General features: G+C 57.9%; 22 protein-coding genes and 1 other RNA gene. 2 read left to right on the top strand and 21 right to left on the bottom strand.

Annotation, left to right across the window (positions count from 1 at the left end; translation table 11 throughout):
* The first annotated feature begins 62 nt into the window (after positions 1–62).
* Entirely contained in the window at positions 63–392 is a 330-nt protein-coding gene (locus tag ADJ74_RS06310; RefSeq protein ID WP_006690154.1) for a hypothetical protein, read from the top strand.
* A gap of 43 nt (positions 393–435) precedes the next feature.
* Here ADJ74_RS06310 and ADJ74_RS06305 read toward each other — a convergent pair whose 3' ends face one another.
* The 20 genes from ADJ74_RS06305 to lpxC all read right to left on the bottom strand — a co-directional run bounded on the left by ADJ74_RS06305 (position 436) and on the right by lpxC (position 22,023).
* The gene (locus ADJ74_RS06305) at positions 436–1,221 is read right to left on the bottom strand and encodes a response regulator (RefSeq protein WP_050342788.1); all 786 of its coding nucleotides are present in this window, start codon (positions 1,219–1,221) and stop codon (positions 436–438) included.
* Positions 1,214–2,917, bottom strand: a complete 1,704-nt coding sequence (locus ADJ74_RS06300; protein ID WP_253271678.1) for a sensor histidine kinase — start codon at positions 2,915–2,917, stop codon at positions 1,214–1,216. Before ADJ74_RS06300 ends, ADJ74_RS06305 begins: the two co-directional genes overlap by 8 nt.
* A gap of 131 nt (positions 2,918–3,048) precedes the next feature.
* Positions 3,049–4,713, bottom strand: coding sequence for an iron ABC transporter permease (locus ADJ74_RS06295; RefSeq protein WP_050342784.1), 1,665 nt, complete (start codon positions 4,711–4,713; stop codon positions 3,049–3,051).
* Positions 4,710–5,810 carry an ABC transporter ATP-binding protein gene (locus ADJ74_RS06290; RefSeq protein WP_050342781.1) on the bottom strand — a complete coding sequence of 367 codons (1,101 nt, stop codon included), beginning with the start codon at positions 5,808–5,810 and terminating at the stop codon, positions 4,710–4,712. Before ADJ74_RS06290 ends, ADJ74_RS06295 begins: the two co-directional genes overlap by 4 nt.
* An 80-nt stretch (positions 5,811–5,890) precedes the next feature.
* Positions 5,891–6,946: an extracellular solute-binding protein gene (locus ADJ74_RS06285; RefSeq protein ID WP_009753014.1), complete on the bottom strand. Its 1,056-nt coding sequence runs from the start codon at positions 6,944–6,946 to the stop codon at positions 5,891–5,893.
* 139 nt (positions 6,947–7,085) lie between these two features.
* Positions 7,086–7,805, bottom strand: coding sequence for an LPS export ABC transporter ATP-binding protein (gene lptB, locus ADJ74_RS06280; RefSeq protein WP_050342779.1), 720 nt, complete (start codon positions 7,803–7,805; stop codon positions 7,086–7,088).
* A 12-nt stretch (positions 7,806–7,817) separates the two neighbouring features.
* Positions 7,818–8,513 (bottom strand): LptA/OstA family protein, encoded by a 696-nt coding sequence (locus ADJ74_RS06275; protein ID WP_050342777.1) that lies wholly within the window; start codon positions 8,511–8,513, stop codon positions 7,818–7,820.
* Entirely contained in the window at positions 8,510–9,058 is a 549-nt protein-coding gene (gene lptC, locus ADJ74_RS06270) for an LPS export ABC transporter periplasmic protein LptC (RefSeq protein ID WP_050342775.1), read from the bottom strand. Before lptC ends, ADJ74_RS06275 begins: the two co-directional genes overlap by 4 nt.
* A complete protein-coding gene (locus tag ADJ74_RS06265; protein ID WP_050342773.1) occupies positions 9,055–9,972 on the bottom strand; it encodes a lysophospholipid acyltransferase family protein in 918 nt (305 codons plus the stop codon). Before ADJ74_RS06265 ends, lptC begins: the two co-directional genes overlap by 4 nt.
* A gap of 17 nt (positions 9,973–9,989) precedes the next feature.
* Positions 9,990–10,547, bottom strand: a complete 558-nt coding sequence (locus tag ADJ74_RS06260) for an HAD family hydrolase (protein ID WP_050342771.1) — start codon at positions 10,545–10,547, stop codon at positions 9,990–9,992.
* Positions 10,547–11,527, bottom strand: coding sequence for an SIS domain-containing protein (locus ADJ74_RS06255; RefSeq protein WP_009753020.1), 981 nt, complete (start codon positions 11,525–11,527; stop codon positions 10,547–10,549). The genes ADJ74_RS06260 and ADJ74_RS06255 overlap by 1 nt, the downstream gene beginning before the upstream one ends.
* Positions 11,528–11,536: 9 nt before the next feature.
* Complete coding sequence (gene kdsA, locus ADJ74_RS06250; RefSeq protein ID WP_050342769.1) at positions 11,537–12,364, bottom strand: 3-deoxy-8-phosphooctulonate synthase; 828 nt, start codon at positions 12,362–12,364, stop codon at positions 11,537–11,539.
* 273 nt (positions 12,365–12,637) lie between these two features.
* Positions 12,638–13,372, bottom strand: a complete 735-nt coding sequence (gene kdsB, locus ADJ74_RS06245) for a 3-deoxy-manno-octulosonate cytidylyltransferase (RefSeq protein ID WP_050342768.1) — start codon at positions 13,370–13,372, stop codon at positions 12,638–12,640.
* A gap of 121 nt (positions 13,373–13,493) precedes the next feature.
* Positions 13,494–16,016, bottom strand: coding sequence for a tetraacyldisaccharide 4'-kinase (gene lpxK, locus ADJ74_RS06240; protein ID WP_050342766.1), 2,523 nt, complete (start codon positions 16,014–16,016; stop codon positions 13,494–13,496).
* Between the two features lie 3 nt (positions 16,017–16,019).
* Positions 16,020–17,744: a lipid A export permease/ATP-binding protein MsbA gene (msbA, locus tag ADJ74_RS06235; RefSeq protein ID WP_050342764.1), complete on the bottom strand. Its 1,725-nt coding sequence runs from the start codon at positions 17,742–17,744 to the stop codon at positions 16,020–16,022.
* 7 nt (positions 17,745–17,751) lie between these two features.
* Positions 17,752–18,897 carry a lipid-A-disaccharide synthase gene (lpxB, locus tag ADJ74_RS06230; RefSeq protein ID WP_050342763.1) on the bottom strand — a complete coding sequence of 382 codons (1,146 nt, stop codon included), beginning with the start codon at positions 18,895–18,897 and terminating at the stop codon, positions 17,752–17,754.
* A 64-nt stretch (positions 18,898–18,961) separates the two neighbouring features.
* Positions 18,962–19,765: an LpxI family protein gene (locus ADJ74_RS06225; RefSeq protein ID WP_050342761.1), complete on the bottom strand. Its 804-nt coding sequence runs from the start codon at positions 19,763–19,765 to the stop codon at positions 18,962–18,964.
* 11 nt (positions 19,766–19,776) lie between these two features.
* Entirely contained in the window at positions 19,777–20,589 is an 813-nt protein-coding gene (gene lpxA, locus ADJ74_RS06220) for an acyl-ACP--UDP-N-acetylglucosamine O-acyltransferase (RefSeq protein ID WP_050342760.1), read from the bottom strand.
* A 166-nt stretch (positions 20,590–20,755) separates the two neighbouring features.
* Positions 20,756–21,196, bottom strand: coding sequence for a 3-hydroxyacyl-ACP dehydratase FabZ (fabZ, locus tag ADJ74_RS06215; protein WP_006690175.1), 441 nt, complete (start codon positions 21,194–21,196; stop codon positions 20,756–20,758).
* Complete coding sequence (lpxC, locus tag ADJ74_RS06210; protein WP_172664518.1) at positions 21,193–22,023, bottom strand: UDP-3-O-acyl-N-acetylglucosamine deacetylase; 831 nt, start codon at positions 22,021–22,023, stop codon at positions 21,193–21,195. The genes fabZ and lpxC overlap by 4 nt, the downstream gene beginning before the upstream one ends.
* Positions 22,024–22,191: 168 nt before the next feature.
* Between lpxC and ssrA the strand changes: the two genes are divergently transcribed.
* Positions 22,192–22,543: a transfer-messenger RNA gene (gene ssrA, locus ADJ74_RS11005) on the top strand.
* A 49-nt stretch (positions 22,544–22,592) separates the two neighbouring features.
* Here the strand turns inward: ssrA and ADJ74_RS06205 are convergent.
* Positions 22,593–25,121, bottom strand: coding sequence for a filamentous hemagglutinin N-terminal domain-containing protein (locus ADJ74_RS06205; RefSeq protein WP_050342758.1), 2,529 nt, complete (start codon positions 25,119–25,121; stop codon positions 22,593–22,595).
* Positions 25,122–25,149 lie beyond the last annotated feature (28 nt).

Genomic DNA, 25,149 nt, shown 5'->3' with positions numbered 1-25,149 from the left:
AGATTTTTCTATGATATACTAACATTATTACAGCAAATAAATAGACAAGAGGACGAATACTTATGGCAAAAATGTTAAAAAAGCTGCAAAGCAAGACAGCGCCGCAACAGGAAGAAAAACAACAGCGTCCGCCGGGCAAGGACTACGTTCTCCTCATTCTGATGGCGATGTCCGTAATCCTCGTCATCGCGGCATGGGACACTCTTGATACGCTGACAATCACCATGTACATCCTGCTGACGCTTTCACTCGGGCTGACATACACGCGCCGCCATGCGGCAGATCGCCTCACTGAGACACAGATGATGCTCGTCACACGCGGCAGCATGGTCACCATCGGCATTGCAGGCGCACTGTTTCTGCTGGATGCCTACTATCGCTACATCGCATAGAGCCGATGCGAAAGCCCCGACCTGCACTGGGTCGGGGCTTTTTCTATTCATCTGCCGCATCCCGTTCGCTTCGCATGCGAAATTGTCCCGGTGTGCAGTTCATGTATTTCTTGAACACGAGCGTAAAGTACTTATAGTCCTGAAACCCGACGCGTGCACCGATCTCATAGATTCGCCCGTCTCCCACACGAAGATATTCCGCCGCCCGCAGAATGCGGTAGCGGTTGAGGAAATCGTTAAAGGTGTACTTCGTATCCTGTTTGAAACACTTCTGCAGATATGCCTCGGACACCCCGTACTCGGCGGCAATATCCCGCAGCGACAGTCGTTCTGAATAGTCCGAGCGAATGCGGCGCAGGAGTTTTCCCGTATATTTGCCGACCGGTGCCCCCGCCGATGGAAAAATCTCCACTAGTGCAGATGCGGCATGTTCCTGCGCCAGTCGCCGTGTCTCTGCCCTCCTCCGCAGGCGCTCCTTCGCACGTACAAGGCTCTCATGAAGCGCATCGAAGTCCACGGGTTTCAGCAGGTATTCCGCGACATCGAGAGAGATTGCGCGTTTGGCATAGCTGAATTCATCGTACCCCGAAAGAATGATCGCCTCATAGCCGCGATCTCGGCTCTGCTCGAGCATCCCGAGCCCATCGAGGTACGGCATCTTCACATCAGTGATAACAATATCCGGACGGAGTGTATCGATTTTTTTCAGTCCGTCTATGCCGTCCATTGCCTCGCCGACAACCACACAGTCCTCCTTCAGCCAATCCACCGCATAGAGGAGTCCGCGACGAATGATATCTTCATCCTCAACGAGCAAAACTTTATCCATGTTCTTCCCCCTGCTGCAGCGGCATCCGCAGGATGACCTTCAGCCCTTTTCTATACTCCGCAATCGTCACGCCATAGGCACCGCCGTAAAGCAGGCGGAGCACCCGATGCACGTTGTAGAGTCCGATGTGTTCCGGCTCGGCCGACGCCGACGCGAACATGGCGCAGATCTCTGTATACTTTGCCGAGGTCATGCCTGGACCGTCGTCTATCACGCACAGCAGCAGATCTCCCTGTTCCGCGCGGCACTCGACGCGCAGGCGCAGTTCACGCGTCTGCTCCAGTCCATGGACAATGCTGTTTTCAACGATCGGCTGAAGGAGCAGCTTTGGCACACGGCAGCTGCGCAGCTGCGCAGGGAGCACGATGTCATAGGTCAGCCGATCGCCGTAGCGCATCTTCTGGAGGGTCAGATAATCCTCCACATAGCGGATGTCCACGGCAAGCTCTGCCATGTCCCCGCTCGCACGAATGCCGTAGCGCATCAGGCGGGCAAAGGCGACAACCATCTCTGAGGCGCGCTTTGGATCGATGAGGATCTCATAGCGCAGTGCCTCCATTACGTTAAAGACAAAATGGGGATTGAACTGTCCCTTAAGCTGACGTACCTCCATACGGCGCTTGCGCTCGGCGAGCTCTGCATTGCGTGCGAGCAGACGTCGGATGCGCGCAAGCATCGCATTGTAGTCCGCATAGAGGACGTCAAACTCATAGAAACTCTGCGGCAGATCCTGCGGTCTCATATCGCCGTCCCGACACGCACGTACTGCACGCAGAAGCCCGTCGACAGAGCGCAGGCTGCGCTCCGTCACCCTGCGCGTGAGCACCGGCATGGAGAGAAGGAGCAACACACTGAGCGTGAGCAGAAAGACTGCCCCCGTCGCGGCAAGCTGCTGCTGCCGCAAGAGTGAGGTCATCGTGACAACGCGCACACGCCCCTGCGCACAGGACTGCACAGCGGCATAGGCAGGCTGCCCATCTATTTCCGTTCTGCCGCTCTCCTCCACCGATGCCGTAAACTTTCCAAGAGTCTTTTCTGTCAGGCGGTCCGTTGCGAAAATCACATGGTCAAATGGGTCCATCAGTACAACCTGGTCGGCGCCGCCGCGTATGGCGAGTGCATGGAACGCCTCGGTCCGCAGGGCAAAGACGAGATAGCCTGCCGTTCCGCCGTCCTCGCCAGGCACAACAGCAGAAAAGGCATACACTGCCCCCTGATCGTAGGCAAGCGGCAAAAGTACCGTGCTGCTCACTGCTGCATCCGGCGTCCGGTTCAAACGCAACAGTTCCCTGCGGATACCATCATGACGGGCAAAACTGTCACTGTTTACCGCGTAAAGATTCGACGCGCATACTGTCCCGTCCTCCCGCAGCAAGGCAAAATCGGCGCGCAAAGGGCCTGCGAACGAGAATGCATAGAGACGGCGGTATGCCTCCGTAACTGTCTGCCCATCCAATGCACCGCGTACATCCTCCATGCGGGCAAGGCTTTGTACCCCCGCATCATAACGCTGCCACTCGGCATCCGCCACCGCTGCGATCGCCGCGCATTCCTGCTCCGTCTCACGAACAACGCAGACTTCATAGTATAAAACGACAAACACAGCATAGCTGACGAGCATCAGTGCAATAAAGGCAAGGATGGAACGCATGAAAAGGCGGCGGATATACGCACGAAAGCGAACCGACTGTGCCACAGATCCTCCCACCTTCTCCTCCAATATTATCAGTCTTTCCGAAATATTATAAAACGAGAGCACTGCAAATGCAACGCTCTCGTTTTCAATCGTATCACCGGCGTCTGACCGGCACGATCAGAAAGAGTGGATCAAATGCTGATATCGCGCCGCCCTGTCACTTTGTAAAAGAGCAGCAGGGAGAGGATGGACGTGACCGTGAGGATGGTCGCATAGGCGGAGGCATTCCCATAATTGCCACGTATGACCTCCGTATAGATCGAGACAGTCAGTGTTTGATTGGCATTGGTATAGAGGATAATCGACGAGCTCAGCTCACTGATGATCGTCACCCAGCTCATGATCGCACCCGCACAGACCCCCGGAAGCATCATCGGAACGGTCACGCGCGCGAACGTCGTCATCTCCGATGCGCCGAGCGACACCGCCGCCTCCTCGATGCTCGGGCTGATCTGTCCGAGGGCAGCAGCACTCGATCGCACCGTATACGGCATCCGTCGTACACTGAACGCGATGATCATGATGAGCATTGTCCCGCTGATGACAATCGGCGGACTGTTGAACGCGAAGAGGAAGGCAATGCCGAGCACCGAGCCTGGGATGATAAAGGGAAACATCGTAATCGTATCGAGCGCATTGTTGACCGCATTTCTCTTACGCATGCTCAGATAGGCGACGAGAACACCGATCACGACAACGACGGCAATGCTGAGTATCCCAAGCAGATAGGTGTTCAGCACCGCATCGTTATCCTTCGCAAAGAGCGTCGCCTCATAGCTCTGCAGCGCATAGCCGCCCGTAAACACCTGCCCGCCGTTGCTGCGGAGGAACGACGTATAGATCACGACGACCTGCGGCAGGATCGCAAGCCCTGTTACAAGATAGGCAAAGCCATGGGCGACGATATTACGCAGCCCCGCCGCACGCTCTGCACTCATCGGCTTGAGTGCCGTCATGGCATAGGTACTCCGCCGTGCCAGTATCCGCTGAGCGAAGAACATGGCAAGGGTCAGTCCAATCATGATGACGCAGATCGCCGCGGCAAATCCATCGTCGCCGCCGACCTCGCCCATGAACTGCGTATAGACGAGGACAGGCATCGTCTTGTAGCCCTCGCCGATCAGCATGGGCGTACCAAAGTCGGCAAAGACGCGCATAAAGACGAGCAGTGAGCTTGCGAGCAGCGTCGGCATCACGAGCGGCACGATGATACGGCGAATCCGCCCGATGCGCCCGCAGCCGAGGCTCTCCGCCGCCTCATTCAACGAGTTGTCCATGTTCTTCAACGCGCCCGAGACATAAATATAGACGAGAGGGAAGGACTGCAGCGTAAAGACGAGCAGGATCCCCGCAAAGCCGTACACACCGTCAAACGAAAGACCGAAGGTACTGTTCACCAGTTGTGTTATGACACCATTGCGCCCGAGCAGCTGAATCCATGCGTATGCACCGATGAACGGCGGCGAAAGATAGGATATGACGATGAGAATATTGAGAAAACTGCTCCCACGTATTTTCACACTGCGCATCAAATATGCCATGGGCAGACCGAGTGCTGCCGAGAGCAGCGTCGCGCAGACCGTGACACAAAGGCTGTTCACCATCGTCTCCCAGTAGAATCGCTTGGTGAAGAACCGTGCAAAGTAGTCCCATGTCACCCCGCCGGAGAATGGATCGACGAAACTCTTATAGAGGACAAGCACAAGCGGATAGAGGACGAAGATGCCAAATGCTGCGAGGATGAGAATACTGAGGATCGACCATACCGATAGACCTTTTCCCGCGCCGCCCTTCATGACAGATCACCTTCGATCAACGTCGTCTCCGCATCAGCGCGGAAAACATTGATGCGCTCTGCCTTGACGCGCAGCGTAACGCGTGTGCCGTCGGCGAGCAAGGCACCGTCTTCCTGACCGCGGATTGCCTCGACTGCCCGCCCCTGCGCCGTTTCGAGAAAATAGTGCGTCGTCAGGCCAAGGAATACACTGCTCTTTACAACAGCGGGGATGCCATCCCCCTCGCCCTCCGTTATGATAAATTCCTCCGGGCGAACGGAGACGACCACCGCTTGTCCGTCAAACGCCTCAGCGGCAAGATTCTGCATTGGCACGCAGTAGTCCGGCAGAAGCTCAACTGACTTGCGGTCGGCCTCTGACCGCACGACCCCGTCAAAGAGATTCGAGAGGCCGATGAAGGTCGAGACAAAGACATCGGCAGGACGGCGGTAGATCTGCTGCGGGCTGCCGATCTGGCGGACAACGCCGCCCTCCATGACCGCGATACGGTCGGAGACGGCAAGCGCTTCCTCCTGATCGTGTGTAACATAAACGGTCGTTATGTCGATCTGCCGCTGGATCTGCTTAATCGCGTTGCGCATCTCCACACGCAGCTTCGCATCGAGATTGGAGAGCGGCTCATCCATGAGCAGAACCTCCGGTGCGATGACAATGGCACGTGCGAGCGCGACACGCTGCTGCTGCCCCCCTGAGAGCGCCGTCGGCATACGATCGCGGAGCGCATCGATCTTCACCACGCGTAGAATCTCGTCGACGCGGCGGTCGATCTCCTCTGCGCTGACACCGCGCATCTTCAGACCAAATGCGACATTATCGCGCACTGACATGTGCGGGAAGATGGCGTAGTTCTGAAACACCATCCCCATGTTGCGCTGATTCGGCGGGACATCGTTGATGCGACGGTCGCCGATCCGTATTTCACCGCCCTCAATCGAATTGAAGCCAATAATCATGCGGAGCAGCGTCGTCTTTCCGCAGCCCGACGGTCCGAGCAGGGTAAAGAACTCCCCTGGCCGAACATCGAGAGACAGCCCGTCGATGACTGTGTGATCGCCATATTTTTTTACGACATTGTCAATATGAATGGATACACTCACCGTGTTCCCCCCCTTTTTTTGAAAAAAGCGAATTGCACACGCCTTGCGGCGGCAGCAATTCGCTCCTGTCAGGCTGTCTGCTACTGTTTGAAATTCTCGAGATGCTTATTCCACATCGCAACGATCTCATTCTTATGCTGTGCCACCCATCCCTCGTCATAGTTCGGGAAGAGTGCAATGTCCTTCATCGGCGTCATATAAGATGCGAGCGGCACATCCTTGCGCAGGGGGCGCACCGTCAGCTCCTTGCCGGCTGCTTCCTGAATTTTCTGCGATAGCATATAGTCAACGAACTTCTTCGCATTTTCCGGATGCTTGCAGTCCTTGATGATCTGTACTGACTCACCGGGGAAGATCGCACCTTCCTTGGGGAAGACCACACGCACAGGCGCACCATTTTTCACATAGGTCGCCGCAGGATCCTCCCACGTGAGACCAACCGTATACTCACCGTCCGCCACGCCCTTGTGGACGCCGCCCGAGCTGTTCAGTATCTTACCGTCGAGATTTGCGATGAACTGATCGACGTATGCCCATGCTGTATCCGACATGGGGTCACCGTTCGTCCCCTTGGCATAGAGCATGGCGATCAGTGACTGCAATGCCGAATTCGATGCTGCTGGATCACCGAAGGCGATCTTCCCCTTCAAGGCAGGATTGAGAAGATCCTCAAAGCTGTCGATCTTCATATCCCCCGCCAGGTTCTTATTAACGATCATGACGGTCGGATCAGCAAAGGCAGGAGAGAAGTATCCCGTCTTATTGCGAAACGCCTCCATCATATTCGCATCCTCAGGGGAGACATACTCCATAAAGAGATCCTTCTGCGACTCGAGCGTCATCTGATCCGATGCCCAGAGAATATCCCCCTGTGGATTCCCCTTCTCCGAGGCCACGCGCTTGAGGAGCGGTCCCGTCCCTGCAACAATGACATTGACCTTGATGCCCGTGTCCTTTTCAAAATTTGGGATGACGAGATTGTTTAGGCTCTCACTGCGTGCTGTATAGACCGTGAGCACCTTCTCCTCCTCGCCGCCTGCCGCCTTCTTGTCCGTACCGCCGCCACAGCCTGCAAGCATCGTTCCCGCGACTGCAGCCACCGCCAAGACGGACAGCCACTTCTTCATCCGTTTCATTCTTCTTCCTCCTTACAGCAGTAAGATTCTGTTAATTATGATTTTATCATATTCTACGAATTTGTATATCCACAAAACAAAAACACTATCCAAAATACGAAACAAAAAAACCAACCTGCATGCACAGATTGGTTATTTTTTACAGGCTGAAATTCTCGCCGAGATAGAATTTACGTGCAATAGGGCTCTCGGCGATGGTCTTGCTGTCGCCTTCGAGGAGGAGCTTGCCCTCGCTGAGGAGGTAGACACGGTCGACGATGTGGAGCGTCTCACGGACGTTGTGGTCGGTGATGAGGATCCCCATGCCGCGCTGGCGCAGGTACTCGATAATCTCCTGAATGTCTGCAACAGCAAGCGGATCGACGCCCGCGAACGGCTCGTCGAGCAAGATGAACTGCGGCTCGAGCGCAAGGCAGCGTGCGATCTCGACGCGCCGCCGTTCGCCGCCCGAGAGCTCCGTTCCGCGGCGGTCGCGGACGTGTCCGATGTGGAACTCCTCGAGCAGGGCATCCAGCTTGTGTTTCTGCTCCGCTGCCGAGAGCTTTGTTGTCTCCAAGATAGCGGCAATGTTCTCCGTGACAGTGAGCTTACGAAAGATGGACGGCTCCTGCGTGAGGTAGCTGATGCCGAGTTCGGCACGGCGGTACATAGGATAGTCCGTGATGCAGATATCGGAGAGATAGACATCTCCGTGCGTCGGCTTCTCCAGACCGACGATCATGTAGAACGTCGTCGTCTTGCCGGCGCCGTTCGGTCCGAGGAGTCCGACGATCTCGCCCTTGTCGATGCGCACAGAGATGCGGTCGACCACGGTACGGCTGCCGAACTTCTTGATGAGACTGCGGGATTCAAGATGCATTGCACTCGCTCCTCACTGGGTCACAGCGGTGCCGTCATCGGCGAGGTAGACGGTCATGTGATTGCTGCGCGCTGTATTGTTGCCCTGATATACCCACGCATTCCCATCCAGCTCGACGTAGGGTCTTGGGTCATTACCATAGTAGTCCATGCGGTCGCCGCCGCCCTCAAGATCGCGCGCGGGACTCGTGACATGCGCGTTTCCGATCCCCGTAAAGCGGCTCTGCTTCAGCCATCCCTCAAGATGATCCGCTGAGAGTGTACCGTCGGGGCTCGTGATCGTCCCGCCCGAGGAGGCGACAATGTGATCATCCTGCGCGGGATAATAGTCCACCAGAGGGCCCGTAAAGGTGCGGCCTGCCTTTGCCATGTGGACGCTGCCGCTCGCCTGCCAATGCTCCTGCCCTGCGGCAAGGAGGCGATCGCAGGAGAGGTTCATGTCCTCACGCTGTGCGCGAACATTTCCCTCAATGGTGCCCTCCTGCGTCTTTGTGTTGTACGTGGCACGTGCACCCTCGATGTTCCCCGTGCCCTGATCCACGTGTACGCCGCCTTCAGCGGTGACCACGCCCGTTCGCGTATCGTAAGTCAGACGATCCGCCGTGAGATTCGTCGGATCTGCGTTCTGCGGTGCCGCCAATCCTGCCGTGCAGACCGCGCCTGCCGCAAGCAGGAGCAGTCCCCCGCGGCAAATAGTCCTCTTCGTCATTTTACGTCCCTCCCCTTAATAATGTGCGCATTCCCCTCGATGGCAAATTTCTCAAATTCATCCGCGCTCGTAATACGATCCCCGCTCGCGCACAGATCATCACGTGTGAGGACGGCGCTCCCCTCCGCTGCCAGCTCTTTTTTCGCGGCGGTCCAGTGCAGGGCGTTTGCGCGCAGGCTAATCCCGTTGCTGGTCTCGGCATATATGCCGCCTGTGAGGACAACGTCACGCGTCGTGCTGTCCATGTGCCCCGTATCGGCTTTCAGCGAGAGTGTATTCCCGTCCTCGCTGTAGAAGGTTCCCTCGATCCCCTTCATTGTCGTGTCCTGCGTATCGATATCCACACTCATATTCTGTGCGGTAAGCGTCCAGACCGTGCGCCCATCCTGCTCCTCATGGAGCGTGTTGTCCTCATAGGACATGATGCGCGGTCCCTGCTGTTCATCCGTCTGTTCGGGCGGCTTCGGCACGGAAAGCACAGCCCAGAGGACAAGCCCGAGGAAGGCAGCCGCCAGAACGCCGCCGATGATTTTATTCCGTGTCATCCGCCCTTCTCCTCCTGCCCTGCCGACACATGATGCTTTCCTGTCTTCTGCTCCTCTGGAGACGTATTCCACCGCTTTTGGAACCAGATCCACTGCGTCGGATTCTCGCGGATGATCCGCTCGACGATGGCGGTCATCTGCACGGTAAACTCATGGAGATCGCGGTCACTATCACCCGTATTCGGGCAGCGCATGATCTCCCCGACAATGACTTTATGCTTTCCATTCGGCTGCCGCAGGATGAATGCGGGCACGACGGGGGATCGGAACTTGCGGGAAAAGACCGCCGGTCCGAGCGGGGTCGATGCCGTGCGTCCGAGAAACTCGATGAAGGCACCGCCGGGGCCGCCATCCTGATCGGCAAGAAAGCCGAGCAGTTTGCCGCGCTTCAGCGCACGCGCCGCCGTGATCAGCTCACTCGTTCCGCGCGAGAAGATCTCCACGTGAATCGTTGCACGCAGATCGTCGAGCACACGCGTATACTGGATGTTCGGCTGTGGCTTGGCAATCGCACTGACGGGCATCCCATTCAGCGTAAATGCTGCCGAAAGCCATTCCCAGCAACCGATATGGCCCGTGAGGACGACGACGCCATGTCCCTCGGCGAGTGCCGCCTTCATGCGCTCAAGATGGTCGATCTCGATGTAGTCTCTGAAATTGCGCTCGTTCAGCATGGGCATCGCAAGAATATCGAGAAAATTTCGCGCCATATTGATAAAGGAGGCACGTACAAGCTTTTTCGCCGCTGCCTCGTCGATACCGAGTGCGGGCATCATGTGCGCGACGGCCCGCCGCCGCATCTTGGCGATGATGAGGTAGTAGAGGTTACCGAGCACCCAGCCGAGTGCCAGCAGAATGGGACGCGGCGTGTGGCAGGCAACGCGGCTCATCAACATCAGCGTGCGATAGAGCATGACCACACCTCCTCTTTCTACTGTGCTAGTCCATCAACGTCCTCATAAAAGCCTGCAAGAACACGATCCCACAGCCCCTGTGTCTTCAAAATGATCTCATAGACTTCGCGCACCGCACCGCGTCCGCCGGGCTGCACGGCGATGATCTGTGCGATCTCCTTGACCTCGGGGACTGCGTCCCCGACGGCACAGGGCAGACCGACCTGGCGCAGGATCGGCAGATCGACGAGATCATCTCCGACATAGGCAAACGCCTCATCGGAGAGCCCTGTCTGAGCCTTGATGTCCGCATACGCCTCGCGCTTATCGAGGCGTCCCTGATAGACGAGGTCAATATGCAGTTCTTTCGCACGATTCGCGACGATGGGCGAGGCGCGCCCCGTAATGATCGCCGTTTTCAGTCCCACCTTGCGGGCACGCGTGATCGCAAGCCCGTCACGGGCAAAGAACGGCTTAAACAGCTCGCTTCCGTCTGGTGCGACGTAGATCCCTCCGTCCGTCAGCACACCGTCCACATCGAGAATCACACATTTTATCTTCTTTGCACGCGCAATCGCGTCTTCTCGTATCGGCATCAGACCACCCCCTGCCGCAAGAGATCCGTCAGATGAACAATTCCCACGGGAACACCCGCATCGTCAATGACAGGCAGCACTGTGACGGGGCGCGGCTGATGCTTCTCCATGACGGAGAGTGCCGCCGCCGCCATCTTGTCCGGTGCAATCGTGAGCGGCGTGGCGAACATGATGCTCTCCACGTCCTTGTCGAGGAACGTGTAGTCCTTCGCGAGCGCGCGGCGGATGATGCCGTCCGTGACAAGCCCGATGAACTTGCCGTCCGCATCCACTACGGAGACCGCGCCGAGCCCCTTGTCCGTCATGACAAAAAGCGCATCCTTTGCCGTCGTATGATACGGCACAACGGGATTCTCATCGCCCGTATGCATGACGTTCGCCACGGTGAGCAGGAGCTTGCGCCCGAGCGCACCGCCCGGATGAAAGAGCGCATAGTCCTCCTTCTTGAAGTCCCGTGCCGCCATGAGTGCCATTGCGAGTGCATCCCCCATCGCAAGCGTCGCCGTCGTCGATGCGGTCGGTGCGAGCCCCAAAGGACACGCCTCGCGTTCGACACCGATGTCAATGTAAAAGTCCGCACTGCGGCCGAGCTGGGACTTTCGCCGCCCACTCATAGCGACGATGCGCGCGCCGATGCGATGGATAATCGACAAAATGTTGACGACTTCGTTCGACTCACCGCTGTTCGAGATGGCGATCACGATGTCGTCCGCCGTCACCATGCCGAGATCCCCGTGGAACGCCTCCGCTGGATGCATGAAGAAGGCGGGCGTTCCCGTACTCGCAAGTGTCGCCGCGATCTTTCGTCCGACGTGACCAGATTTTCCCATGCCTGTCACGACGACGCGCCCCTTGCATGCAAGGATCGCCTCTGCTGCTGCCTCAAAGTCATCATCAACGCGATCCGTGAGACGCGCGACGGCGTCTGCCTCCAGTTTCAGCGTCTCAACTGCCTTCTGTCGGATGGTACTCTCTTGCATAGCGTTCTCCTAGTTCAGCTTTTTACGTACGACCTCATAGATGGCGAGGGCATCCTTCAGCAGCTCTTCGAGTTTGTCCAGATAGACCATGTTCGCCCCATCCGAAAGTGCCTCGGCGGGATTGTCATGTACCTCGAGAAAGAGTCCATCGACCCCCGCGCCAACAGCAGCGCGCACGAGATACTCCACGAACTCGCGCTGCCCCGAGGAGCTCGTCCCCGCGCCGCCCGGCAGCTGTACGCTGTGCGTTCCGTCAAAGATCACGGGGTAGCCAAAGCTGCGCATGATGGGCAGCGCACGCATATCGACGACGAGATTGTTGTAGCCGAAGCTCGCCCCGCGCTCAGTCAGCAGGATGCGCTCGCTGCCGCTCTCGTGGATCTTGTCCACGACGTTGCGCATATCGTTCGGCGAGAGGAACTGCCCCTTCTTCACATTGACGACCGCCCCCGTCTGTGCTGCCGCGTGCAGCAGATCGGTCTGGCGCGAGAGAAAGGCGGGGATCTGGAGGATGTCCACGACCTTCGCCGCCGGTCCCGCCTGACACGACTCATGGATATCGGTCACAACGGGAACTCCGAGTTCCTTCTTGATCTGCCCCAGCATCTTCAACCCGTCCGTGAGCCCCGGCCCACGAAAACTGTGATAGGCGGAGCGATTTGCCTTGTCAAAGGATGCCTTGAACACGTAGGGGATGCCGAGCCGGTCCGTGATCTCTTTGATGCCGCGTCCGATCATGAGTGAGCGTTCCAGCCCTTCCAGGACGCATGGCCCCGCGAGAAGGACGAGCGGCTCGCCGCCGCCAATCTCAAAATTCGCCAGCTTCACTTTGTTCATGTTCATAGCTCCTTTCAACTGCTGTGCGCACCGCCATACGCTCGTGCTGCATCTGCATTCTACCAGAGTTTCCTGGGGAATCACTGATAAAATGAGGTCTGCCAGATAGGCGTAGATTTTTTCGTCCGAACGAGGTGGAAAACCGGACGCAGAGTGGTGCTCTGTGGAGGATTTTCCGCCGAAGTGCGGGCAAAAAAGATGCGTCAAGATGGTTGTACCGAATTTATCAGTGCTTCCCTAGAATTTATATTATAAATATTTCTCATCCTGCGGTCAATCGAGCCCGCGCCGCTGATACTCTGCATTGACCGCCGCCAGATCCTCCTCGGTATCGACGCCGATAAATACGGCGTCCGTCTCAACAACACGGATGCGGTATCCGTTTTCGAGCGCACGCAGCTGCTCAAGGGACTCCGAGCACTCCAATTCCGTCTGCTGCATCTTGGCATAGGTGAGCAGGAAGTCCCTGCGGTAGGCATAGATGCCAATGTGCTTATAGACCTTTGCCCCCACATTGCGCGCATAGGGGATGCGCGCACGGGAGAAGTAGAGGGCATTCCCCGTACGGTCGGTAACGACCTTGACATTGTTCGGATTCTCCATCTCCGCCGCATCCGTGATCTCCGTTTTCGCCGTCGCCATCATGAGCGCATCGTCATGCTCAAACGGAGCGACAAGGGCATCGATCACGGCGGGATCGATCAGCGGCTCATCGCCCTGCACGTTGATGATGAGATCGCAGTCCGGCCGCTGGGCAGCGACCTCAGCGAGGCGATCCGTCCCCGTCGCGTGGTCGGCGCGCGTCATGACGGCGTGACCGCCATGCTCCTCGACCGCCGCACGGATGCGTTCATCATCTGTCGCCACGACAACCTCATGGACACGCTGTGCCTGCACCGCCCGCTCATAGACACAGACAATCATCGGCTTCCCCGCGATATCGCGCAGGGGTTTCCCGGGCAGGCGCGTCGACGCATACCGCGCAGGGATAATGCAGAGAACCTTCATGCGATCACCTCTATATGATGGATAACTGAATTTTCGCAGTGACACACCGCGCGAATCCCTCGCTGCGCAGGCAGCCGAGCACTGATCCTGCCCACTAGGATCCGCTGTGGAAAACGCAGCTTCATCCTATCGTGCACTGCTTCCCAAACTTTGCTGCCAACTGCTCCTTAAGGGTCTCGAAGAAGACCTCCTGCCCCTTCTGCAGGGTGACCTCGACAGAGAGCACATACATCGGGATACGCCATTTCGCACGTACGACATCGCCCGGCACCTTCACTGCATCCTTTTCTGTAATGACAATTGCCTCAACGCCGAGCGTCTCCGCACGGTAGAGTACCTCTGCCATATCGCGTTCGCCGTAGTCGTGATGATCGGGATAGCGCATGCTCTCCACCATCTCAACACCGAGATCGGCAAGCGTCTGCTCGAAGGAGGCGGGGTTCCCGATGGCCGAGACAGCGAGCACCTTTCTGCCCTCCATCTCTGTCACGTCCACACCGCCCGCCGCAATGTCCTCAAACCAATCCGAAAGGCGGACAAACTGACGGGGCTGATGGATGCTCTCCATGATGAGCCCATCCTGATTGTAGCTGCGGAACGTCTCCCAGATGTACTCAATCGCCCCCGGTGCCGCCTGATCGACTTTCGTCATAAGGCATACATCTGCGCGGTTGATATGCGAGAGCGGTTCGCGCAGAGTTCCGCGCGGCAGAAGGTAGCCGTTGCCAAATACATTGACCGCATCAACCAGCAGGATATCCATATCGCGCTCAAGCTGCCAGTGCTGATAGCCGTCATCGAGAATCGCCACCTGTGCGCCGAAGTGCTCAATGGCATAGCGTCCCGTCACGGCGCGGTGTGGCCCGATAAGAACGGGCACATCCGGCAGGTGCTTGGCGAGCATAAACGCCTCGTCCCCCGCCGTCTCCGCATCCATCTTCAGTGCACGCCCGTCCGAGACGATGCCGACTGCTCCGCGCCACTTGGCTCGATAGCCGCGGTTGAGAATGGCGACGCGATACCCCATCGCGTGAATGGCACGCGCCAGATGCTGCGCTGTTGGCGTCTTGCCCGTTCCGCCGACCGTCACATTGCCGAGGCTGATGACAAAACAGGGCAGCTGCTCTTTTTTGAACCAGCCCCACCGATACATGGCAAGCTTCAGATTGACCAGCTGCTCATAGATGAGAGAGAATGCATAGAACACGCCCATGATGAGGCGGCGCGCAACGCCGTGCACCTCTTTGTCGTGAACGAGGTCGATGAAATAGGTCTGGAAGTTTGCGACCTTCTGGGTCGCACGCACGCGGTGGGCACTGATCCGTTCCTGTGCGCGCTGAGCGCGGCGTGTTTCGTAGGCGGCAAGCATATCAACGAGGATTGTGGCCGACTTCTTCGATGCCCCCTTGTTCTCGTTGATGATCGCGAGCGTCTCGCGCTCAAGGCGCGCACGCTCCGCGTCGTCAGCGAAGAGACGCAGCGTCTCCTTCGTCAGTTCCGATCCATTCGCGACCGTCACGACGGCGCTGCGATTGCGGAAAAGCGCGTGGATGTCCTTGAAGTTGAACATCTGATTCCCGACGATGATCGCCTTGCCGTGCGCCGCCGGCTCAAGGATATTGTGTCCGCCGTGCGGAACGAGGCTGCCGCCGATGTAGATCACGTCGCCGAGCCCGTAGACGCGGCCCAGCTCACCGACCGTATCGAGGATCACAATGTCCTCGCCGCCCGCCGCCCCCTTCTGCAGGTTCTTGCGCGTATTGACCGTAAACCCCGCCTTGCGGCAGAGATGTTCCACCTCCATCGTGCGCAGCACCTCACGCGGCGCGATGATGAGGCGTACGTTCGGATCCTTTGCACGCACGGCGGCAAAGGCGTTGAGCACCAGCTCTTCCTCCCCGCGGTGGGTCGAGCCCGCGATCATGATGCGGCTCGCACCCGAGAGACCAAGCTCCGCGATCAATGCTGCGCGCTCTTCGGGGCTGACACTCGTATACGCCTGATCGAACTTCGTATTGCCCGTCACTGTAACGAGCTCACGCGGCGCGCCGAGCCGCATGATGTAGTCCGCATCGATGCCTGACTGCATCGCGAAGCATTTCACCGTTCCGATCATCTCGCGCAGCATGCCGAACAGATACTTATACTGCTTGACGCTGCGGTCGCTGATGCGGCCGTTGACCATCATGACAGGCACATCGAGCTGCTTCGCCTTCTTGAGAAAGTTCGGCCACAGCTCCGTCTCTACGGGCAGGAAGACGCGCGGGCGAATGCGCCCCACGACGCGCGAGGCGAGGAACGGCAGGTCGAGCGGGAAATAAATGATCGCGTCAGCATCCTTGATGATGCGGTGCGCCATCTCATAGCCGCCCGTCGTCACGACCGAGACAAGGATAGGCGTGTCAGGAAACGCCTTGCGGAACTCACGCACGAGCGGGCTCGTCGCCACGATCTCTCCGACGGATGCCGCATGCACCCAGATGGCGTTCTTCCCCGCCACCTTGTCAATCGTGTCCTGCGGGTAGAAGCCAAAGCTCTGCTTGATGCGCTCGACAAAGCCGCGCTCCCGTGTGGCGCGCAGCATGAAGATCGGTATGATGATGGTGACGATGAGGATTGCCGCTAAATTGTAGAGAAATCGCATGCGTCACTCTCCCCGAAACTGAATGTCATAGAGATGCTGATAGAGTCCGCCCTTTGCCAGCAGCTCCTCATGGGTTCCCTGCTCCACGATGCGGCCGGCATCGATCACATAGATGCGGTCGGCATGGAATATTGTGGAGAGGCGATGGGCGATGACGAAGCTCGTGCGTCCGACCATCAGGTTGTCAAGCGCCGCCTGCACGATCTTTTCGCTCTCCGTATCGAGTGCAGAGGTTGCCTCGTCGAGGATGAGGATGCGCGGATCCTTCAGAATCGCGCGCGCGATGGCAATGCGCTGGCGCTGTCCGCCCGAGATGCTGACGCCGCGCTCCCCGATCTGCGTATCGTAGCCGTGCTCCAGCTGCATGATGAAATCATGCGCGTTTGCCGCACGCGCCGCCTCCTCGATCTCCGCATCCGACGCATCGAGGCGTCCATAGCGAATGTTCTCGCGAATCGTCGTGGAGAACAGCATCGTCTCCTGCGGTACCAGCCCGATCTGCCCGCGCAGCGAGGCGAGCGTAACACTGCGGATGTCGTGTCCGTCCACCGTGATTGCCCCGCTGTCCGGCTCGTAGAAGCGCGGGATAAGATTCGCAATCGTCGATTTGCCTGCGCCCGAGGGACCGACAAAGGCGATCATCTCGCCGGGCGCGGCCTCAAGCGTCACACCGTCGAGAGCCTTGCGTCCTTCCTTGTAGGAGAACGTGACATCCTCGAAGCGCACGTGCCCTGTCACGGGGGGAAGCGGCTTGGCGTCGGGACGATCTGTAATGCTCTCCGTGAGATCGACAACGGAGAACACGCGGTCCACGGCTGCCATTGCCTTCTGCAGGTTGCCGTAGATGCGCGAGAGGCGCTTGACGGGATTTGCAAGGTTCACGGCATAGGTGAGGAACGCGACGAACGCGCCCGCTGTGATGTCACCGTTGACGACCTCGTAGCCGCCGAACCAGACGATGAACGTGACGGCAAGAGCAGCGAGGAACTCCACCGTCGGCGTGAGCATGCTCGTCTGCTGGACATTTTTCATCACTGCTTCGAAGTTGCGCTGGTTGCTCACGACAAAGCGGTCGATCTCATAGTCCTCACGGACGAAGGACTTCACGACGCGCGTCGCAGAAAAGCACTCCTGCAGGAGTGCCGTGATCTCTGCGAGCCGCTCCTGAATCACGGTGCTCGACTTCTTGATCTTGCGTCCAAAGATCTTCATCGCCTGCCCGACCATAGGAATGACGATAAGCGTCAGCAGGGAGAGCTTCCAATCCAGATAGAACATGAGGGCAAGCGATCCGATGAGGATACAGCCCTCCGTCACGAGATCGATGAGGTTGTCGACGAGTGCTGACTGGATTGCCGCAACATCGTTCGTGACGAAGCTCATGATCTCGCCCGTCTGGTGGCGGTCATAGTACGCGAGCGGCATCCGCTGGAACTTGCGGAACATCACCTCACGCACATCGATGATCACCTTCTGTCCGATGTAGGAGACGAGGTAGGACTGCCCGAAGTAAAAAATTCCGCGCAGGAAAAAGATGACGACAATGCCGATGCAGATGGCGTTCAGCAGAGCCATGTTCTTATCCGCGAGAACGTCGTCGATCATGTCCTTGATGATCCACGGAACGTAGAGATTCGCCGCCGAGGCAAGGATGATACACACGACTGCCAGCACGAATTTCTTTACGTACGGCCGCATGTAGGTCAGCAGTCTCTTATAATTCTTCATAGGTCTCCTACGGGGTACAATATCTCTTGCGTCCAAGAGCGAGAATCTTCTCCGCCACACGGCGCGCCGCATGGGGTTCACCAAGACGTGCTGCCGCGCGCGACAGGCGTTCCGTCACGTAGCGGCGATCCGCGCCGTCCGCGATGATCTTCTCCATCTCCGCCGCGATGCGGTCGGGCTGCACGGCCCCCTGCAGCAGCTCTGTCTCAAACGTCTCGCCGAGCAGGATGTTCGGCAGGGAAAAGCGCGGCACATCGACGAGCAGACGCCCGATGAGATAGGAGAGTGCCGACATCCGATAGAGGACGACGGCGGGCAGCCCCATGAGCGCCGCCTCCATCACCACTGTGCCCGAGGTTGCCATCGCAGCGCGTGCGAGCCCCATGAGGGCATAGCGCGCGTCGTGGGTCAGCGTCACCTCCGCCGTGGATGCAGCGAGATGCCTTCTGATGCGCTCCTCATCCACGCCGCCCGCGACGGGCAGAAAGAACCGTCGCGTGGGGTCTGCCGCTCCGAGCCGCTCCGCCGCCCCCAACATGGGAGGAAGGAGACGCTCGATCTCCTCACGGCGGCTGCCCGGGAGGAGCAGGATCGGCACATCATCTGCACCGATGCCGAAGTGACGCCGTGCCTCTGTGGGCGGCATCTCGGCACGCACCGTATCGACAAGCGGATTGCCGACGAACGAGATGTTGGCACCCGCCGCCTCATAGGGCGGCAGCTCATGCGGGAAAATCGCGACGATCTCGTCGGCGAGAGCCGCGCAGGACTTCGCGCGCCCCTTACGCCATGCCCACGCAGACGGAGGAATATAAGAAAAGACGGGAATCCCCCGCTCCTTTGCCCGCGCCGCCAGCCGCCAGTTAAAATCCGGATAGTCGATGATGACCAGCACATCGGGACGCTCCTCATCCATCAAGTGCGTCAAATCATCAAGCAACGCGAAAATTCGGCGGAGATTCAAAATCACCGCCGAAATACCCATCACATTGTAGTCCGCATAGTTTTGACGGAGTGCCACTCCCGCCGCCGTCATCTCCGTACCGCCGAAGCCGATCAGCTTCACCGCCGGGTCAAGTGTGCGCAGTTCACGCGCTAACGCCGCCCCGTGGAGGTCGCCGGAGGTCTCTCCCGCCGAAAGCATGATCTTCAAATGGGCAAGACCTCCTCGGTAGAATCAACAGCAAACACCGTCCGTATTTGCAAGGGATGCCTCACTACATCGCCGCTATCGTAATGCCGTTCGCCTCGGCAAGGGCAATCGCACGCTCCTTGTCCACAAAGAGTGTCTTTCCCGCCTCAATGGCGAGCGCAGACGCCTTCACCGCCACCAGCGACTCGATCGTATCGAGCCCGACGGCAGGTACATCAAAACGACTGTCCTGCTGTGGCTTTGCCGCCTTTGCGACGACCGCACCGCCGCCGGCAAGCTGCCCGCCGCGGCGGATGCAGGCATCCGTCCCCTCGATCGCCTCAAGCGCCATGACCGCACGGTCTTTCACCACCGCCGTCTGTCCCACATCGAGACGTCCGATCTCGCGCGCCATCTGAAGCCCATACTCCATATCCGCGCGCTCTGCATCACTCGGCTGGCGACTCGTCAGCACGCCTGCCGCCGGCATCAGCGGACGGATGAGCGCCGTCTGATCGAGCGGCGTGATGCCGACCTTCATCAGCGCACCGACGAACATCATCATGATCGTATCATCATTCTGGTTCGGCAGCTGCATCAGCATCCCGCGCAGCATCTCATCCGGCTGAACCGCGCCCGTAAAGAGCAGCTCCTTGGTCACCTTGCCGATCATCGTGACCTTTTGGATCTTCTCCTGCTGCAGATACGCCAAAATCGATGCAATCGAGCCGATGCTGATCTCACGATAGGCATTCGCCGCATCCTTCAGCTCAGGGTCGCAGTCCGGCAAGAGTGCAATCGCATGCACCTCAAAGCCCTGCGCACGTGCCGCGCGTGCACACGCGGCGGGCAGGTGTCCGACACCTGCGAGCAGCCCCAGTTTTTCCATGGCAGTCTCCCTCACTCGTCCTCGTGGCGTTCTCGGCAGATACCGCGCTCCGCATTGCGGAGGAAGCGCAGCATGTGATCGATCTCCTCGCAGGAGTCCACCTCCTGCTCAATCACGGCAATCGCCTGTGTGAGGTTCAGCCCCGAGCGATAGAGGATCTTATAGGCCTGCTTGATGCGACGGCGCACATCGAGCGGGATGCCGGCACGCGAGATGCCGACGCTGTTTAGGCCCACGGCGCGCGCGGGATGCCCGTCCACCATGGTGAACGGCACAACATCCTGCACGAGTTTTGACGTGCCGCCGATCATCGCGTTGCGACCGATCTTGACAAACTGATGCACGCCCGCCATGCCGCCGATCACAACGCCGTCCTCGACGATTGCATGACCCGCCAGCATGGCGGCGTTGCTCATGATAATATGGTTGCCGAGCACACAGTTATGCGCCACATGGGTATACGCCATCAGCAGGCAATCGTCGCCAATGCGCGTCTCCTCGCCCTCGCCCGTCGCGCGGTGCACGGTCGCACACTCGCGGATCGTCGTGCGGTCGCCGATGAACGTATAGCTCTTTTCCCCTTTGAACTTCAGATCCTGCGGCACCTCGCCGATGGATGCGCCTTGAAAAATCTGGCAGTCGCGCCCGATCTGCGTCCATTCCCTAATGACGACGTGCGGGGCGATCTTCGTCCCCTCGCCGATCTGGACATGATCCGAGATGACTGCATAAGGGCCGATCTCCACGTCGCGGGCGATGCGCGCCGTCGGTGCGACCACCGCCGTCTCGTGGATATAGGCAAGAACCTTGCTCGTGCCTGTCATCTGTTTCAACTCCTTCAGCCCCGCAGGAATCGGGGCAGACATATTCCACTATCCATTACAATCCGACAAAAGGGCAAGACTTTCACATGGCAAAATCAGCCTTTATCGCCGGATTTCGCGTTTTATCGTGAATTATGTCCGTTTATCCTGTCATCATGACGCTCAGTCAAATGTCTTCGCCGTTTTTCAGAGCAAACTTGAAGTCTGCCGATGCGACAAGATCCTCTCCGACGTACGCATCTGCATGAAGCACGCCAAACACGCCGCGCACACGCACCAGCTCCGCCTTTGTCACGACCACATCACCGGGAACGACGGGACGCTTGAACTTTACATTCTCCATCCCGCCGAAGAGTGCAATCTTGCCGCGATGTTCCTCAGGATAAAGCATTGTCACCCCGCCGACCTGCGCCATTCCTTCGAGCAGGAGAACACCCGGCATAATCGGATGCCCCGGGAAATGTCCGAGAAAAAACGGCTCGTTCATCGTCACACACTTGATGCCCGTTGCCGACTTGAACGGCTCCAGCTCGATGATCCGATCCACAAGGAGCATCGGCGGACGATGCGGCAAAATCTTTTGAATCTCATTGATATCCAACGTCATGCTTGATCCCTCTCCCCTGCAATCTCTTTTGCCAGCGCGGTATTCAGTGCGTGCCCCGAGGCAACGGCGATGATATGCCCGCGAACCATACCTGCCAGACGAATATCCCCGATTACATCGAGAATCTTATGGCGCACCAGCTCGTTGGGAAAGTTCAGCGGGTTCATCCATCCCTCGTCGTTGTAGACGATCACCGTCTCCAGCGAGCCGCCCAGCCCCAGACCATGCGCACGCAGTGCCGCAATCTCCTTTTCATAGGCAATCGTCCGTGCCGGCGCAATCTCGCGCTCATAGGCAGCGGGCGTCACCTCGATATCATAGTACTGTACCCCGATGAGTGGATGCTCATTCAGCGAGGTAAACGAAACGCGCAGTCCGTCATACGGCAGTGCCATGACAAAGTGGCTGCCGTCGTCCACGCGGTAGACCCGGTCAATCACCGTCTCCTGCCGCACAGCATCCTGCTCAACGCTCCCGGCACGCGCGATCAGCGCAAAGAACGCACGCGCGCTGCCGTCGGCGACGGGCGGCTCCTCCGCATCGAGCGTCACGCGGCAGTTGTCGATTCCATGCACGTGCAGGGCGCTCATCAGATGCTCAATCGTAAAGAACTTTAGTGCCCCTGCGCCAATTGTCGTCGCACGCATCGTCGCCGTCACATGTGCTGCCGTCGCCGCCACAGGCGGTGCGTCGGGCATATCGGCGCGCGCAAACAGGATCCCCGCCCCCGGCGGTGCCGGTGCGAGCTCCATGTGGACCGGTTGTCCCGAATGCAGTCCGACCCCATCGTAGGCCACCCGTGACGCCAGTGTTTTCTGTTTTTGCAAGCGTAAACCTCCATGAACGGACGAACAAAACAGCGTACCGTCCAACAATTCCGATTGCTTCTTCTCGTACATGATACTAAAAAAATTACGAACATGCAAGAAAAAACAGGATTTGACAACATATCCGCCTTTTGTTATAGTATGAATAAGCGCACAGCTTCCATTATCGGGGATGTAATGGTCTCGACGGGGATGGATGGCATGTGGACAGCGAGCCGGGGGGTCATCATCCCGTCAGTAAGGTGAAACTTTTATTTAAACATAAAAGCAAACGAAGACTACGCTCTGGCGGCTTAAGCCAGCCCCTTTCCGTCTGCCTCCCGCACGGATGGAGACAGGGGTCAAACGCGGGATACCTGAGAGCCACCGCACGATAACTCTCACGGAAACTTCATCGTGATCGGAACAGCGCACCCTGTCTGCGGGGGACGCCGAACCTAAAACAAAGCACAGACTGCGCTCGGAGAAATCCATGTGACGTTATCTTCGGACAGGAGTTCGATTCTCCTCATCTCCACCAAACGACACGACAAAAGCCGCCCAATCGGGCGGCTTTTTTGTGTGAGGGATCAACCCTCGTCCGTAAATCTAACGGCTTCCGCCGCCTGCTTCATATCCAGTGCCTGCGTCGGATTCTCGACATACGTCGCAACATCAATCGCATCCTTTGTCGCGACGACGGTCGTCTGATCCTGTGTCATAGCCATCCGATGCGTCGTATCATCGGAATGGATCGCCGTCTCCATCAGAACGAATTTTTCTTCATTGGAGATGTCCGATGCCTCGGCAATCGCCTGGATCGCACCTGCGACGATGCCGATCGAGGCGCGTCCATCCGGACTGCGCCGGCTCAGCTCACGAATCTGAGCCTCGAGGTTCTCGCGCCGTTCGACGCTGTGCTTACTCGCCGAGAGTGCCTCACGTGCCGCATTCGCACCAGTCGCCATGTTCTCCGCATCACTTGCCGAGCCGCCGCCAGCCGCCGAGAGTGCCGGCATCGGCGAGACAGGAACATCAGGAATGGCAGGCGCACTGGGAACGGCGGGAACGGTGCTCACCTCTTCAAAGCCCTGCTCCCCTTTCCCATTCACGCGCACATGGGAGTCTGTATCACGCGCAAGGATAAGCACCGAACCGTCCGTATGCGTCGGACCGTTCGTGTAGATTGGATTGTTCGCATCAACCGTACTACCCTTCCATACACCGACTGCACCCGCAGAAAAACCAACATCATCCCCGTTGATGGTCGAATTCCAGACGTTGATCTGGTTCTCTTTCGTAACATTGAACACCTTGCCGCTGTCCGTATCATCATAGCTGTACAGAGCACCCAAACGCAGCGTCCCGCCTGTGATCTCTGAGCCATTGACGATATTGGTCGTCCCACTGTCCGTAGCAAGCCATTTGTCAACGCGAAGCTTCGTATGATCGATATGGAGGACATTGTCCACTGTTGCCGTCCGTGTATCCCTGTCCTTCGTCCGTGACCATGTCTGAAGAGCTTCGATCATGGCATATTTTTGGGCGTGGAGGTCGGCATCCTTCAGCTGCACATTGCCGCCGAGGACATGTATATTATTCGCTTCGATATGCGGCCCGTTCATACGCACGGCATTTCCGGCTGCTGCAGCGGCCCCACTCTGATTTGCATTGCTAGCCCTACGCTGTGCAGCCACAGCATTAAAGCTGCCAGAAGCATCAATTTCAACATCATTGAGCGCCACTGTCGAACCGACCAGAGTGAACGAATCATCGCCCGCTTGGGTATTTCCCGTCAATTTTCCGCCATCGACAGTGAGCGCATTATCCTTTGTGGTCTGCCAGTCAAATTCCGTGGTCTTGGAGCCATTCTTCACTCCCTGGCTGCGCTTGACATACTGCGCGGCGGAGATATTTCCTGTGACCGTCGAGGCGATCTCCGAATTGTTCTTGATATCGGTCTTGCCGCCGTTGATATAGAACCATGCATCGTCGCCGCCCCCCTGTTGATTCAGGTTGACATTGTCGAGGGTCACCGTGTTGTCAAGTTCGGCACGATGCTCAGACACAGCATTTCCACGATCCATATCACCGGTCTGCTGATAGTCCTTTTCCCCGCGAATCTCGATCTTGCTGCCCGTGATCGAACTGTTCTTCAGATCGACCTTTCCGCCTGAGAGACTATATTCTCCACTAGTTCCCGTAAAATTGTCCGCTGCAAGAACATTCGACGCATCTGCGTCCTCACGATAGGCATTGCCGTTAAAACCCATCTGCTTGGCCGCTATCGCCTCAAATTTTCCGTAAGTACTGACAACCGCCTTGTCCATCTTCACTGACGAGCCGACCACACGAATATCGGCATTGCGTTGGATGTTCATCGTCCCATGGAACTCCGCCGTATTATCCTTTGTCGTCGTGAGGCGCACGGGCTGCGTCTCCCCGTCCTTTGGGTCCATCCACATCGCCGCATGATCCCCTGCGACGATCAGCGCATACTGTTTAGACGCAGTCTTCTTGTCCGACGGATTAAAGATTACACCATCGGCGACCACGACCTTGCCGCCGTAGATGTTCAGCGTATTTCCGACACCGATCTTCGCGCCGCCGTCAATCGTGACCGCCTTTACTCCCTTGTCGCTTTGCGCCAGCGCATAGTTTCGCCCACTTGCGGCGTTATTAAAATCCGCCGTACTCATCGCAAGCGTGGAGAGTGTGATGTTCGCCGCGTCAATCGTCGCATTGCCGCCGATATGGATGCCGTTCGGATTGACGACAAAGAGCGGATTTGCACCCGTCTGGGTCATCGTACCGAGGAGCTCGGACACCTTATCGCTCGTCACGCGGTTGAGAAGAGCCCCCGCCGCCGTATTGAAGTTCAGCGTCTCTCCTGCACCGATGCTGAAATCGTTCCAGTTGATGATGCTGTTCGCCTGTGTGCTGATTGTCGCACCATTCCCGACATTCGCGAGATTCCCCTCGCTGACGGCGACATTCCCCTGCTCGATCGCCCCATCCGACGGCATGGCGAATGCCGAGCCGGTAAGTGCGAGCGTGATGAGCACCGTGAGCGAGCTCCGGCGCAGGTTCTTCTTCCACTTTGTATGCATGCAGACCATTCCTTTCTCTCCCCTGTCTTGGGGAAAC

The organism is Selenomonas sp. oral taxon 478 (genome assembly GCF_001189555.1).
In the GTDB taxonomy this organism is placed as follows: Bacteria; Bacillota; Negativicutes; order Selenomonadales; family Selenomonadaceae; genus Centipeda; species Centipeda felix.
This window is presented reverse-complemented; position numbering and strand designations above follow the sequence as displayed.

Bases quoted from the DNA above. Each gene is read 5' to 3' on its own strand.
- ADJ74_RS06310 (WP_006690154.1), top strand. From the start codon at position 63: ATGGCAAAAATGTTAAAAAAGCTGCAAAGCAAGACAGCGCCGCAACAG.
- ADJ74_RS06305 (WP_050342788.1), bottom strand. From the start codon at position 1,221: ATGGATAAAGTTTTGCTCGTTGAGGATGAAGATATCATTCGTCGCGGA.
- ADJ74_RS06295 (WP_050342784.1), bottom strand. From the start codon at position 4,713: ATGAAGGGCGGCGCGGGAAAAGGTCTATCGGTATGGTCGATCCTCAGT.
- ADJ74_RS06285 (WP_009753014.1), bottom strand. From the start codon at position 6,946: ATGAAACGGATGAAGAAGTGGCTGTCCGTCTTGGCGGTGGCTGCAGTC.
- lptB (WP_050342779.1), bottom strand. From the start codon at position 7,805: ATGCATCTTGAATCCCGCAGTCTCATCAAGAAGTTCGGCAGCCGTACC.
- ADJ74_RS06275 (WP_050342777.1), bottom strand. From the start codon at position 8,513: ATGACGAAGAGGACTATTTGCCGCGGGGGACTGCTCCTGCTTGCGGCA.
- lptC (WP_050342775.1), bottom strand. From the start codon at position 9,058: ATGACACGGAATAAAATCATCGGCGGCGTTCTGGCGGCTGCCTTCCTC.
- ADJ74_RS06265 (WP_050342773.1), bottom strand. From the start codon at position 9,972: ATGCTCTATCGCACGCTGATGTTGATGAGCCGCGTTGCCTGCCACACG.
- ADJ74_RS06260 (WP_050342771.1), bottom strand. From the start codon at position 10,547: ATGCCGATACGAGAAGACGCGATTGCGCGTGCAAAGAAGATAAAATGT.
- ADJ74_RS06255 (WP_009753020.1), bottom strand. From the start codon at position 11,527: ATGCAAGAGAGTACCATCCGACAGAAGGCAGTTGAGACGCTGAAACTG.
- kdsA (WP_050342769.1), bottom strand. From the start codon at position 12,364: ATGAACAAAGTGAAGCTGGCGAATTTTGAGATTGGCGGCGGCGAGCCG.
- kdsB (WP_050342768.1), bottom strand. From the start codon at position 13,372: ATGAAGGTTCTCTGCATTATCCCTGCGCGGTATGCGTCGACGCGCCTG.
- lpxK (WP_050342766.1), bottom strand. From the start codon at position 16,016: ATGCGATTTCTCTACAATTTAGCGGCAATCCTCATCGTCACCATCATC.
- msbA (WP_050342764.1), bottom strand. From the start codon at position 17,744: ATGAAGAATTATAAGAGACTGCTGACCTACATGCGGCCGTACGTAAAG.
- ADJ74_RS06225 (WP_050342761.1), bottom strand. From the start codon at position 19,765: ATGGAAAAACTGGGGCTGCTCGCAGGTGTCGGACACCTGCCCGCCGCG.
- lpxA (WP_050342760.1), bottom strand. From the start codon at position 20,589: ATGACAGGCACGAGCAAGGTTCTTGCCTATATCCACGAGACGGCGGTG.
- fabZ (WP_006690175.1), bottom strand. From the start codon at position 21,196: ATGACGTTGGATATCAATGAGATTCAAAAGATTTTGCCGCATCGTCCG.
- ADJ74_RS06205 (WP_050342758.1), bottom strand. From the start codon at position 25,121: ATGGTCTGCATGCATACAAAGTGGAAGAAGAACCTGCGCCGGAGCTCG.